General features: G+C 63.1%; 6 protein-coding genes and 2 pseudogenes. All 8 read left to right on the forward strand.

Features of this window, described 5'->3' with window-relative positions; genetic code table 11:
- The first annotated feature begins 9 nt into the window (after window positions 1–9).
- A complete protein-coding gene (locus BLT40_RS18965; RefSeq protein WP_143025919.1) occupies window positions 10–1,716 on the forward strand; it encodes a ShlB/FhaC/HecB family hemolysin secretion/activation protein in 1,707 nt (568 codons plus the stop codon).
- Window positions 1,717–1,729: 13 nt separating this feature from the next.
- Window positions 1,730–12,013: a hemagglutinin repeat-containing protein gene (locus BLT40_RS18970; RefSeq protein WP_176809220.1), complete on the forward strand. Its 10,284-nt coding sequence runs from the start codon at window positions 1,730–1,732 to the stop codon at window positions 12,011–12,013.
- A gap of 7 nt (window positions 12,014–12,020) precedes the next feature.
- Complete coding sequence (locus BLT40_RS20135) at window positions 12,021–12,422, forward strand: hypothetical protein (protein WP_143025920.1); 402 nt, start codon at window positions 12,021–12,023, stop codon at window positions 12,420–12,422.
- 12 nt (window positions 12,423–12,434) lie between these two features.
- Entirely contained in the window at window positions 12,435–12,710 is a 276-nt protein-coding gene (locus BLT40_RS18975) for a hemagglutinin repeat-containing protein (protein WP_090355939.1), read from the forward strand.
- Window positions 12,711–12,778: 68 nt separating this feature from the next.
- Window positions 12,779–13,109, forward strand: a pseudogene (locus BLT40_RS18980) (transposase); the annotation flags it as partial.
- A gap of 43 nt (window positions 13,110–13,152) precedes the next feature.
- Window positions 13,153–13,395, forward strand: a complete 243-nt coding sequence (locus BLT40_RS20375; protein WP_176809217.1) for a hypothetical protein — start codon at window positions 13,153–13,155, stop codon at window positions 13,393–13,395.
- A gap of 249 nt (window positions 13,396–13,644) precedes the next feature.
- Window positions 13,645–13,986 (forward strand): DUF1153 domain-containing protein, encoded by a 342-nt coding sequence (locus BLT40_RS18985; protein ID WP_304456026.1) that lies wholly within the window; start codon window positions 13,645–13,647, stop codon window positions 13,984–13,986.
- Window positions 13,986–14,431: pseudogene (locus tag BLT40_RS18990) on the forward strand (IS3 family transposase); the annotation flags it as partial. The gene BLT40_RS18985 and the pseudogene BLT40_RS18990, both read left to right, overlap by 1 nt.

Here is a 14,431-nt window from a genome sequence, read left to right on the forward strand (position 1 = left end):
GGGGAAAACGTGAGCATCACCTCAGGAAGGCGCGGGCAGGGCGTCTCGACGGCCATGCGTGTGGCCGGCATTCTGCTAACTGTGACGGGCGTCGCACAGGCGCAACAAGTCCAGACGCTTGACCAGCAAGAGCAACGCGATCGCGCCCAGCGCGAGGCACAGGCTCGTCTGGAGCAGCAACAACAGCCGGATGTGCGACGGAATTCCGTCCCCGTGACGGATTTCCGTCGCACGGATGTGCCGGTTGAAGCGGAATGCTTCCGACTCGCCAATGTCGTGCTCGAAGGCCAGCGCGTGGAGGGCTTCGTCTTCGCGCAGCGCTATCTCGACCGCTACGCCGGTAAATGCGTCGGCCACGAGGGCGTCAACGCCATTGTCCGCCGTGTATCGGACATGATCATCGATCGTGGATTCGTGACTACTCGTGTGGGGCTCGCGCCGCAGGACTTGTCGAGCGGCACGCTGAGGCTCACGCTGGTGCCGGGGACGATTCGTGCGGTGCGCTTCGCCGATAATACGGCCGTGGGTGCCTGGCAGACCGCGCTCGCCGCCCGGCCGGGCGACCTGCTCAACCTGCGCGACATCGAGCAGGGGCTGGAGCAGTTCAAGCGCGTGCCTTCGCAGGACGTCACTATCGACATCGCCCCGGGCGAACAACCGGGCGAGTCGGATCTGGTCATCACCGCGAAGCGCTCGCGACCCTGGCATGTGGTCGCGTCGCTCGACGACAGCGGGTCGCGCGCAACCGGCCGCCTGCAGGGCGGTATCAACCTCGGACTCGACAATCCTCTGCGCATCAACGACGTGCTGTCGCTGGGTTACAACCACGACGTCTATCACAGCGACGGGCACGGCACGCGCGGCAACACGGCGAACTATGCGGTGCCTTATGGCGACTGGCTGTTCACCGCTTCGCTGTATGACTACAAGTACCACCAGACGGTGGAAGGCTCGCAGCAGACCTTCACCTCCAGCGGCAAGTCGCGCACGACGGACATCACCGTGCAGCGCATGCTCCATCGCACGAAGTACGGCAAGACCTCGCTGGAACTGCGCATCGGCAAACGCTGGGCGCACAGCTTTATCGAGGACTCCGAGCTGCTGACGCAGAAGCGTGACGTCACCACGGCCGAGCTCGCGCTGGTGCAGCGCCAGTACCTGGGTAACGCCCAGCTGGATCTGCGCCTTGCCCATCGCCGCGGTGTCACCTGGTTCGGCGGCCAGCAGGATGCGGCGGGCCTGTCGAAAGACGCGCCGACCTTCCAGTACGGCCTGAACCTGCTCGATGCCTCACTCAACGTGCCGTTCAAGCTCGGCCGTGTGCCGGTGCAGTGGACGACGGAACTGCGTGCCCAGCGCAGTAGCGACACGCTCTACGCTTCGGAATTCATCACGCTGGGCGGACGCTATTCCGTCCGTGGGTTCGATGGTGAAGAGACGCTGGCGGGCGAGCGTGGCTGGTACTGGCGCAACACCTTCAGCGTGCCGCTGGGCAACCTGCCCATCGCGGCCTACGCCGGTATCGACGGCGGCCACGTCGGCGGGCCGAGCATTCGCACGCTGCCCGAGAAAACCCTGCGTGGCGAATTCGTCGGCCTGCGCGGCAGCTTCGGGCGTTTCAGCTTCGACGCGTTCGCCGGCTGGGCGGACAAGGGCGGTCGCGCCCTCAACACGATGCGACCGGCGACGGGCTTCCAGCTCGTTTACCAGTACTGACAAGGACTGCACGATGACACTGCGCCCTCACTTTGCCCGCCGCATGACGCATACGCTGGCCCTCGCGCTGCTCGTCGCCTTCGTTGGCGCGCCTGTCGCCTCGCAGGCCCAGGTGGCCGGCGCCGCGAACCCGGCCCACCGGCCGACCGTGGATACGGCGGCCAACGGCACGCCGGTGGTCAACATCGTCGCGCCCACGCAGGGCGGCGTGTCGCATAACCAGTACGAGCACTTCAACGTCGACCCGAAGGGCCTGATCCTCAATAACGGCGCCGCGGTCAGTCAGACGCAACAGGCGGGCTACATCGTCGGCAACGCGAATCTCGCCACCGGTCAGTCGGCGCGGATCATCGTCAACGAGGTGACCTCACAGAATGCATCGAGCCTGCGCGGCTTTACCGAGGTGGCGGGCAACCGCGCCGAAGTGATCATCGCCAACCCGAACGGGATCAGCTGCGACGGCTGCGGCTTCATCAACACCTCGCGCGGCACGCTGGTCACGGGTACGCCGGTATTCGGTGGCGATGGGAGCCTCGCGGCCTTCCGTGTGACGCGCGGTACGCTGGCCATCAACGGCGCGGGTCTTAATGGCACCGGCACGGACCGGCTCGACCTGATCGCGCGTACCGTCGCGGCCAACGCGAAGGTCTGGGCCAATGAGCTGAACGTGGTCACCGGTGCGAACCAGGTGAACTACGGCGACCTGTCGGCGCAGGCGATCGCAGGCGAGGGCGCCACGGATGGCGTGAGCCTGGACGTGGCCGCACTGGGCGGCATGTATGCGAATAAGATCCGCCTCGTCGGTACCGAAGCCGGTGTCGGCGTACGCAATGCGGGCGAACTCGCGACGCAGGGCGGTGACTTCACGATCACGCAGGAAGGCCGTCTCGAGCTGACCGGCAGGACGACGTCGACGGGGCAGCTGGCGATACAGGGTGCGGCGCTGTCGAACAGCGGCACGCTGGCGGCGGGCAGCAACGTGGCGGTAACGACCACGGGAGCGCTCGATAACAGCGGCACCATCTACGGAACCAGCGACACATCGATCGACGCCGCTGGCGCGCTGACCAACAGCGGCAAGCTCTATGCCGTCGGCGGCTCGCTCGGCGTCAACGCCTCCGCTATCACCAACAGCGGTGCGGGTGACGTCTACGCAGGCAAGCGCGTCACGCTGCGCGCGGGGAGTATCGACAACGCCGCCTCGGTCGAGTCGGGTACCGAACTGAGCCTGCAGGCGAACGATCGTCTCGGCAATACCGGAACCATCATCGCCGGCGGGGCGGCCGGTCTCGATGCCGCCACCCTCGACAACAGCGGCCGCATCAGCCTTGCCGGACAGGCGTCGCTGCATGCGTCGCGCGCGCTGACCAATAGCGGCAACATCGTCGCCGGCGGCGACACGGCGATCCATTCCGCCAACGTCACCAATAACAGCCAGATTCAGTCGGGCGGTGACCTGGTCGTATCGACGGCTGCGCTGACGCTGGGTGCGCAAGGGGTGCTGTATGCCGGTCACGCGTTGACGATCGATGTCGACGGCAAGGTGAGCAATGCCGGTCAGATCTACGCGACGACGAATGCATCCTTGCATGCGGGTTCGCTGGACAACGGCAACCTCCTGCGTGCCGACGGCAACCTTGTCGTCGACGTGGCCGGCGACATCGTCAATACCGGCGCCATGCAGGCGGCGCAGAAGCTGGCGCTGGACGCGTCGGGTGCGCTGACCAACAGCGGCAAGCTGTACGCGATCGGCGGTGCACTGGAAGCGACGGCCGGTCAGGCTCTCAACAACGCGGCTTCGGGCGATATCTACGCGCAGACCGATGTCTCGCTTCGTGGCGGCTCGGTAAGCAATGCGGGTACGGCGGAAGCGGTGGGTTCGGTCGCTGTAGCGGCGAACACCACGGTCGACAACAGCGGCAAGCTGCTTGCCGACACCGGCAATGCGACGCTGATCGCGACGGACATCGCCCAGCGCGGCACGGTCAGCGCCGTGGGCGACATCAGCCTGACGGCCTCGCAAAACCTGACCCACACGGGCACGACGGTGGCGGATCGCGATCTGTCCGTCGCAGCGGTTGCGGTAACCAACAGCGGCCATCTGCAAGCGGGCCGCGACGTGGCCATTGACGCGGGCACGCTGACGCAGCAGGGCGTGATCTACGCGAAACGCGACGCGACCCTCCGCGGTCGTGATGTCAACCATGCCGCGGACGCGATGACCGTTGCCGACGGCGCGCTCCGCCTCGACAACACCGGTACGCTCACCAACGCGGGCACGCTGCAGGCGGGAACGGATCTGTCCGCAAAGGCCCTGACGCGTCTCGAGAACGCGGCGACCGGCAGCCTCTACGCGACCGCGCATGTCGACGTGGCGGCGACGGACGCTATCGACAACGCCGGCTCGGTCTACGCCGGCAGCGATGCCACGCTGTCGACGCGCTCGCTGACAAATAGCGGCAGCCTGCGCACGGGCGGCGACCTGACCGTCAACGCGACCACGGCCAGCAACGACGGCAGCATCTATACGGGCGGCAAAGCCAGCTGGACCCTTGCCCAGCAATTGAGCAATACCGGCACCCTCGTCGCTCAGGGCGATCTGACCGTGGTCGCCGGCACTCTCGTCTCCACCGGCGTCCTCGGCGCGGGCGTGCAGGCTGACGGCAGTCTCGGCGCGTCGGGCGTGCTCGACGCCACGGTGGCCGGCGCGCTGGCGGTGCATGGCAACACGCTGGCGGCCAGCCGCCTGGCGTTGCGTGCCGCGTCCCTCGACCTGGCCGCCTCGCGCCTGCGTACTGGCGGCGACATCGCGCTGATCGCCACGGCGGGTGACATCGATACCGGTAACGCGAACATCGCGACGGACGGCATGCTGGCGCTTCAGGCGAGCGGCGCGCTGAAGAACCGTGCCGGCACGTTGCAGGGTGGCACGCTCGACGTCACGGCCGTCAGCCTCGACAACACCGGTGGCACGCTTGTCCAGACGGGTACGACCGATCAGGCGCTGGACTTTGCCGGTGCCCTGGATAACACCAACGGTCGTATCGCCGGCAACGGCGGCAACCTCACCGTGCGCGCGTCCTCGATCACTAACAACAACGGTGCGATCGAGCACGCGGGTACAGGCACGCTGACGATCGACGGCTATAACGGCATCGCCAATCGCGGTGGGCGCATTGTCGGTAACGGGGCGCTCGATCTGGACACGCGCGGTGCGCTGGATTCCACTGGCGGCACGATCAGCCTGACCGACGGAGCGGCGATCGACGCGGCCAGCATAGTCAACGACAACGGCACGCTGGTCGCCAGTGCGCTCACGATCACGACGGCGGGTGCGCTGGGCAATAGCGCAGGCACGCTTCAGTCGGGTGGCGCGACGTCGATCACGGCAGGCTCGCTGGCCAACGGCAGCGGTCAGATCAAGGGGCTGTCCGGTGAGCTGATGCGCCTGAGCATCGCGCAGGCGCTGAGCAATGGTGTCGGCGGCTTCATCGGCGGCAACGGTGGCCTGTGGCTGCATGCCGTCTCAGTCGATAACGCGGGGCAGTTGTACGCCAATACGACGGCGGATATCGCCGCCACGGGTAACCTGGTGAATCGTGGCGCCGTCCAGTCGATGGGTTCATCGACGGTGGTCGCCAACGGCTCGCTGATCAACGACAACGGTCGTATCGAGAGCGGCAGCGGGGATGCGGCGGCCACGCTGACCGTCATGGGCGGTGGCTTCTCCAACATCAATGGCCGTATCGCCAATACGGGCACGGGCACGACCCGCCTTGCCTCGGGCGGAGCCATCAACAACACCAGCGGCACGCTTGGCGGTCAGGGTGGCGTGGCAATCAATGCGACCTCGCTGAACGACACCGGCGGCCGGGTGGTTTCCGGCGGCGATCTGTCACTCGGTATCGGTGGTTTCGAGAACACCAGCGGTAACGTGTATGCGGCGGGTACCCTGGACTGGAACAACGGCGGTGCGACGCTGATCAATACCAACGGCCAGTTTGGTGCCGGTACGCGTCTTGCGCTGACGCTGGCGTGGCTCAACAACGCCGGCGGCAATACGTCGTCCAACGGCGACGTAGCGCTCAACCTGCTCGGCGGTATTCAGGGCAACGGGCGCGTCATCGCGGGTCGTGATCTCGATGTCACGCTGCCGGGCGATTTCACCAACGGCGCGGGCGGTCAGTTCAAGGCCAACCGCAACTTCGGTCTGCACCTGGGTGGCTCGCTCTACAACAGCGACGGCGCGGCGCTTGAAAGCGTCGGCGCATTGACCGTCGATGCCGCCAGCATCACCAACGGCAACGGCGCGCGCATAAGCAGCGCGACGACCACGCTCAACTCGCGTGGAGCCGTAGTCAACCGCGGTCGCCTCGAAGGCGACACGCTCAACGTCAACGGTACGGATATCGACAACACCGGTTCGCTGATCGGCGACAACATCACCGTTCGCGCGAACAACTTCACCAACGGCGCGGATCTGGGCGGTGTCGCGGACAACACGGCGTATCAGTCGGCCCTGATCGCCGCGACGGACAACGTCCGTCTGCTAATCGGTGGCACGTTCCTCAACCGCGATGCAATGGTGTTCGCGCTGGGCGACATCTTCATCGCCGCCAACGACGGTGGCAGCCGTGCCGGGGCGATCACCAACCTGTCCGGTGACATCGAAGCCGACGGCTCGATCACGCTCGCCGCCAACCAGATCACCAATCAGCGCCGCATCTTCGAAACGCAGACGGTCAACCTGGCCGACGGCGCGGTGCAGCAGGTGGGTGGTCCCATCGTGCGCTATGCGTATAACGATCCGGATCCGAACCACCAGCCGCCGAATATCGATCCGAGCCAGGTCGTCAGTGCGGAAGAAATTCAGCGGGCGCGGACGTATTGCCAGGGCGCGGGCTACGACGACAACCGCTGTATCGGTTTCCGTAACGGCGACGGCACGCCGGTCAGCTTCCAGGCTTCGTTCACCGATACGTTGTTGTCCTACGTGCGCCTTTCACGTGCAAGCGCCGAGGGACGCCTTGTCGCCGGGAAAGACATTACGTTGTCGGGCTCAGTCACCAACGACAAGTCCACCGTCGCGGCAGGAAGCAATCTCGTCATCAATGGTGGCGGGCAGAGTGCGGTCGGGCCCGGTGATGTAAACATCGGTGGCGAGACCATTCGCAACATTGCATGGAATCCCACCGGCACCGTGCGTACCGACGCGTCCTATGGCGTTGGTTGGGAGTCGGTGGTGCACGATCCCCATCGATGGGTGCCGAACGGCTTCAGGATCTACGGCAACGGCAGCAGCATTGCGACCATCGCCCTCGGCGACGGGCAGCGCCCCGCATGGATCGGGATCGATCCGGGTCAGGGCCTCGTCTCGAGGATGACCGCGGGCGGCACGCTGGAATTCCACGGCCAGACCATCGAGAACACCACGGTCGGCGCCGACGGTAGCCCGATCAGTGGCGTGCAGCTCGGTGCGAATAGCGGCGGCAGCAACGTATCCGGCACAGGCGCGGGGCATGTCGGCGCGGCGGGCGGCAACGTCGATCTCGGCGGTGTCGGTGGCCTGGGCAACGCTCCGGATGCGAACAGCGTCGGTGCCGTCGGCACCACCAGCGGCGACACGCGCAATGCGGGTCCGCGTCCGGGCTCGCAGAGCATCGGTTCGCCCGACGCCCCGGCCGGCCAGATCCGCCTGCCGACCAGCGGCCTGTATACGACGCACCCGGGCAGCGCGAGCCCGTACCTGATCGAGACCGATCCGCGCTTCGCCAGTCAGGCGGGTTTCCTCGGTAGCGACTACCTGATGGATCGCCTCGGTTTCAACGGTGAGAGCACGATGAAGCGCCTGGGCGATGGCTTCTACGAGCAGCGCATGGTGCTTGACCAGATCACCTCGCTCACCGGTCGTCGCTACCTCACCGACAACACCGACGCCATGGCGCAGTACCGCGCGCTGATGGACGCAGGCGTGTCGGCGTCAGGCGAGTTCCAGCTCTCGGTCGGTATCGCGCTCACCGCCAGCCAGATGGCCAGCCTTACCCAGGACATCGTCTGGATGGTGAGCCAGGAGGTCAACGGCGAGAAGGTGCTCGTGCCGGTGGTCTACCTGTCCGCCGCGCACGCGCAGGAAGTCGCGCAGAACGGCGCGATCCTCTCAGGCAAGACGGTCATCCTCGACGCCTCCGGCACGCTGACCAACACGGGCACGATCGCCGCGAGTGAAAACGCCAGCCTCAAGGCCGGCACGTTGCTCAACGGCGGCAACCTCAGCGCGGGCGGGAACCTAAGCGTGACCGCCGCGCAGGACATCCTCAACGCGGGCAGCATCAAGGGCGGCAATGTCAGCCTGACTGCGGGCAATGACATTGTCAGCGGTGCGGATATCGGCCGCGTCGATCTGGGTGGCCTGAAGCTGGGCGACGCGATCGCGCCAGTGGACGCCGCGCGCCTGGGCCTGGCCTCGGGTGGTGCGATCAGCGCGACGGGCAACCTGTCCGCAAGCGCGGGTCGCGACCTGACGCTGGGCGCGGTGCCGGTGTCCGCGGGTGGCGATCTGTCGTTGTCGGCGAAACGCGATCTCTCGCTCACGGCGACATCGGTTAAGGCGGGCGGCGATGCACAGCTGGTCGCCGGGCGTGACCTGAGCCTCAATGCCATCGGCCAGACGACGGCCGTGCAGGGTGGAAAGCAGAACAGCGAGAGCACCGTGCACACGGTGACGACGATCGACGCGGGCGGGAATGCGGTGCTCGCGGCGGGTCAGGATGTGGTGAGTGAGGGGGCTAAGGTTAAGGCGGGGGATCAGATCGTCGTCAGCGCGGATCGCGACGTCATCCTCAACGCGGTCACCGATACCGAGCGTCACGACGACCGCAGCAAGGACGGCAAGAAGCTGATCCAGACCTCGACGATGGATCAGACCCTGACCGGCAGCAGCCTTGCCGGGACGAATGGCGTGATCGTCAGTGCGGGGCATGACATCAACGCGACCGCCGTCACGATGAGTAGCGACAACGGCGGCGTGGCGCTGGCGGCCAAGAATGACGTCATTCTCAACGCGGGTAGTGAGCAGCACACCTGGGATCAGACGACGCAGAAGAAGACCTCGAGCACGTTCTCGAGCAAGACGACGCGTACGAGCGATTCCACCGACGATACCTATGCCATCGCCAGCAGCATCAAGAGTGCCGATGGCGTCACCATCGCCGCATCGCGCGATATCACGCTTCAGGGTACGCAGGTCAGCTCCGACGGCGCGATCGCGCTGGCCGCCGGTCGTGACATCAACCTCGAAGCCACGCACGACAGCTACAGCGAATCGCACGAGTCGACGGTAAAGAAGTCGGGCTTCGTACTGAATCACGGCCTGGCGCCGATGCAGCAGGGCAAGACCACCGACCGCGATTCCTCGACGACCCAAACCATCGCCCACGGCACCACCCTCAGCGGCGACAGCGTGACCGCGGCGGCGGGTCGTAACATCGTCGGTGAAGGCGTGCAGATTGCCGCGACCAACGACGTCCTGCTCGCTGCCGGTAACGACCTCACCCTGACCACGGCCGAGAACACGTACAGCACGGGCCAGGACAAGTCCGTCACGTATACCGGCTTCTCGCGTCAGGGTCTCAACGATCATTACGGCAAGGTCAAGGACAGCCAGGGCCAGAGCGATACGGAAGTCACCCACACCGGCAGCCTGGTCGGCTCGACGGATGGCCAGGTCACGCTCACGGCGGGCAATAACCTGCACCTGACCGGCACCGACGTCATCAGCGACAAGGCGACTACGATCGTCGGCAAGAACGTGACGATCGATGCGGCGGTGGATACGTCGGATACGACGCAGTTTCAGCGGCATAATGAGGGCGGTATCACGGTGGGTCTCGGCGGCTCCATGGTCGAGCTGGCGATGGACGCGCGGAATTCAGTGAAGCGGGGCAGCGAGGTCGACGATGACCGGCTGAAAGCGCTGTACGCCGCCAAGGCCTACTACGACGGCAAGGACATCCTCGATACGTATAAGACGCAGGGCATCGGCGCAGGCAAGGGCGGTGCTGGCCAGGAAGGCATCAACGTCCAGGTCGGCATCGGCGGTAAGAGTGCGAGTAGCAAGACCACCAGCCACGACGAGACGGCGTTCGGCAGTCACATCCGTAGCAACGGCGACGTCACCATCGCCGCGACCGGTGGCGACCTCAATATCATCGGCAGCGAAGTCACCGGCGACAACGTCGCCCTCGCGGCCGCCCATGACATCAATCTGCTAAGCCAGGCGGAGAATCATTCACTCAAGAACGATTCGAAGAACGGCAGCGGTGGCGTGGGGGTCAGCTTCGGCACGGACGGTTTCGGTATCTATGCCGAGGCAAGCATTGGCAGCGGCAAGGCGCGCGGCAACGGCATCACGCATGCCGAGACGAAGATCAACGCCGACAATGTGCTGACGCTGATCAGTGGCAAAGACACTACGATTCAGGGCGCCCAGCTTAAGGGCAATCAGGTTATCGCCAACATCGGCAACAACCTGACGATCCGCAGCGAGCAGGATACCGACGACTTCTCCAGCAAGACGATGCAGGCGGGGGCGAAGGTGATGTTTGGCCTGACTCAGAGCGGTTTTGTCAGTGCGAGCGGCTATTACAGCCAGGGCAAGGTCGATAGCCACTATCAGAGTGTCAACGAGGTCAGTGGGATCAAGGCGGGGGATGGCGGCTTCCAGCTGGGAGTGGGCGGAACCACGCACTTGATCGGTGGGCAGATTGCCAGCAGTGCCGATCCATCCAAAAACATTCTCAGCACGGGCGATCTGATTTACGAGGATCTGCATAACGAATCGAAGTACAAGGCGAGCCAGGTCAGCGTAAGCGGAGGCAGCTCGATGAGCAGCAACATCGCCGGCGGGATTGGCGCTGGCATCGGATTAGCGACACCGCAACACGAGAGCGAAAGCAGCGACACGAAGTCCGGCATCGCTTCCGGAACCATCATCGTGCGCGACAATCCGTCGGTCAATCTGAGTGGATTGGATAGAAATCCGACACTCAAAAGTGAGGCGCTGAAGAACGTCTTCGATGCCGATAGAGTCGCTGACCGGCAGGAAATGGGGCAGATCGCGGGGCAGGTGGGATTCCGTGCCGCGGGTGACTTCGGTGAGAAGTTTGGATTCAAGGAGGGGAGCGCGGAGAAGATTGCGCTTCATGCAGCGGTCGCTGTGGGTATGGCGAGCTTGGGTAGTGGGAGCGTTGGAGAGGCCGTCAGGGGTGTGGTCGCAAATCAGCTCGCGATTAATGCTATGGCCGATGCTATCGATGCGGCTGGATATAAGAGGGGCACTCCGGAGTTTGACGCCATACTGAAGCTGGGAAGTATCGCCGTGGGGGCGGCGGTTGGCGGGGACGGTGGCGCTTCGGCGGCATTGAACGCTACGACGTATAACTATCTTCGCCACGATCAGCGAGTGCAGCGTGACTCTGAAATCGCTGCGTGTGGAGACAACGCCGTATGTCGGGGAGAACGGGCGACATATTGGGCTCAGAAGAGCGTTGAACAGAGTCTGGATCTCGCGCAAGGTTATGGGAGCGCCATGGACCCCGAGATCTACCAGCGCTTACTCGATACGAATCCTTATTCTCCGGCGTACGACCAGCTCCTTGCTGAGGGTGTTGCGTCGGTTTCAGGCTTCGGGCAGAGAAATGTCGGGGCAACCAACGTCTACAAGATGGTCACGGAAAGTGACGGCAATCCAGCCATGCAGGCAGCATATGGCGGTTTGACCGCGGCGGCGCGCGCCCGGCTGGAGGTGGGTTTGCTCGGTCCGATCTTTGGCGGCACTGGGGCGGCGACCGCAGTATTCGGCGGATCGCCAGAGCAAATATCTGCTGCCAACAGCTTTGGCGTGGACCTTTTCTCGATGGCTACCGCAGGTAGTTGGCAAGGTACGCGATCGCGAGTTGGCGAGCCGGAGGTGCGTCCTGCAGAAACGACGATTAGGGCAGGGGAGAACCCTGCAGTAACGGATGGAGTGGTCTCAGGAACGGTCCAGCAGAATGTTCCTCTAGGATTGGGCTCGACCGGACGGACAATCCCTAACAACCTGTACGAATCGCTTGCGATGCAGGAAGCTATTTCTCGTCCAGAAGCTGGGATTGTTGTGCCCATCAAAAAAGGAATGACAGATGTGCGATGGCCGTCATCCGACGGGTGGGTTAAAATGTCACAGAATATAAATGGCGTCGAAGTCCACTACGTGCGAAATACCGTAACGGGCCAGACTGACGATTTTAAGTTCAAGTGAGGTTTGTATGAGAGTTTGGTGCGAAGGTAACACTGGCGATCATCTAAAAGACAGCAGTTTACTTTCTGGCTACACCGAGAAGTCTCGGTTCCCTCTTGTTACAGGTCAAGAATATGTTGTCTTTGGGATGGCGTTGTGGCGCGATATTCTTTTGCTGCTGGTATCGGACTCAAATGACTTGCCTAGCTGGATCCCCATTGAACTCTTTCGATTTACGGATTCAAGCTTGCCTGACGGCTGGCAGTTTGAGCGGTTTTCATCGGACCAAGACCTACAGGCGCTTTGGGGTTACCCTCGCTTAATCTCTGATGGCGAGCATTACGATGGGCTGCTCGAACGCGATCCTGTTGCCTTAACAGGATTCGCTGGCGAGAAGCGTCGTGTAGAGGGCTTGTTATCTACCCAATAGCTAGCGGACTTTGTGCAGGTCGGCGTCGCTAGCAATAGTGCCAGCAGCAAGAGCACCAGCAAGACCATCAGCCACGACGAGACCGCATTAGGCAGTGACATTCGCAGCAACGGCGGCTTCACCATCGCCGCGACCGGTGGCGTCCTCCACATCATCGGCAGCGTAGTTACGGGCGACAACGTTTCCCTTGCGGCGGCCCATGACAGCAATCCGCTGAGCCAGCCGGAGAATCATTCAGTCAAGAACGATTCGAAGAACGCGGTGGTGACGACGTACCCCCGGATTTGAGTAACGGCCCGGTTTCGAGTCCAATCCTTTAGGAGAAAGAGATTGGACGTGAAGAAGAGTTTTGCGAAATGCAGATCATCGGCTTCCTGCGCGAGGTCGAGGCAGGCATGCCGGTCAAGGACCTGTGCCGCAAGCACGGTTTAAGCGAAGCCTCGTACTATCTGTGCGGCAGCAAGTTCGGTGGAGTAGGCGTACCGGAGGCCAAGCGGCTGAAAGACCTGGAGAATAACGGCCGGGTGAAGAAGCTGCTGGCCGAGCAGCTTCTGGAAAATGAGGTCATTAAAGACGCTTTGCGAAAAAATAGTGAGCGCACCGGGGCGTGAGCTGGTGCGCTACCTAGTCAGCCGGGAATTGAGCCAGCGCCGCTCGCTGATCATTTGTGGCATGAGCGCAAGAGCCTATGGGTTGAATAAGGCAATGGGAAATAAGAAAGACTCGGATCTTGCGTGTTCTCGACTTCGACACATCGCTGGTCACATGGGTACATTCAAGGAGCGGTCCCGATGAGGGCAGATACAGCGCAGCTTTTGTCATTCCGCGTGGATCCACCAAACGCCTGGATACAGATGGATGGACGTTTCTTCACGACGGGGTTGTATCTCCCGAAGTCAAAGAAGGCCTGATTCGCGAACTCGGTCTCGATTTCATTGACTCGTATGACGAAGCCGAGAAGTACGGAGCGTGACTTGTCGAGTTGTCGGCGATCCACGCAGCGGACGGCGCTTTGGAAGAACTGTACATAAAGCTTTATGGCAGTTCTGATGCGACAAACCTTCGGCGTGCCTGGTCGGTCCTGAAGGTGACAGGCTGTGAGCTCTTTATTCCTTCGCTGCGCGATACGCGTGGTTAGCCGATGGCGATTTGCTCCAGTCGGAGCTTCCTGTGTCGCACGAGATAGTGCAAGTGTGTAATGACCCACTGAAATCCTGCTCAGGTGTTACTTTCCCAAGGGAGCACCCCCATGAGCATCGTGATGGAAGAAGAAATTAAGCGCTGGACGGCCCGCCGCAAGTCGGCATTGGTCCTGGAAGTGATCCAGGGCAAGACGTCCATATCCGAAGCCAGTCGCCAGTTTGATCTGCCGCCTTCGGAAATCGAAGGCTGGGTTGAGGATGCAAAACGCGGCATGGAAAACGCCTTGCGGGCCAAACCAGAATACGTCCGCGAACAGTACGAGCGTCAATTGAAGGACCTCCAGGAAGCCTACGGCGAAGCCATGCTGGAGCTGCGTGCACGAAAAAAATTGAGCTCCCTGCTGGGCAAGGACGAGACCTGATGGTCTCCCTTCAGCAGGGATTGCTTGCCGATGGTTTCGAGGTCTCCATGGTCAAGCTATGCCACTGGTTTGGCGTGGCGAGGCGGACGGTCTATTACCGTTCGATCAAGGCGCCGCCGAAGATCCAGGAGGCGATCGCCGCACCCGTGAAAGCCCTCATCGAAGCGGAGCCGTCCTTCGGCTACCGGACCGTCGCAGGCCTGCTTGGCATGAACAAGAACACGGTCCAGCGCATCTTTCAGCTCAAGGGCTGGCAGGTGCGCAAACGGCCGATTGGCCAGCGTCCACGTATCCAGGCACTGCCCTCGGTCGCCACCCGGCCGGACGAGCGCTGGTCGACGGATCTGTGCCGGGTCTGGGGTGGCAAGGACGGCTGGCTCAGCTTGGCGTTGGTCATCGATTGCCATACCCGCGAACTTCTTGGCTGGCATTTGTCGCGCAGTGG

Source organism: Dyella sp. 333MFSha, from assembly GCF_900102405.1.
Taxonomy (GTDB): Bacteria; Pseudomonadota; Gammaproteobacteria; order Xanthomonadales; family Rhodanobacteraceae; genus Luteibacter; species Luteibacter mycovicinus.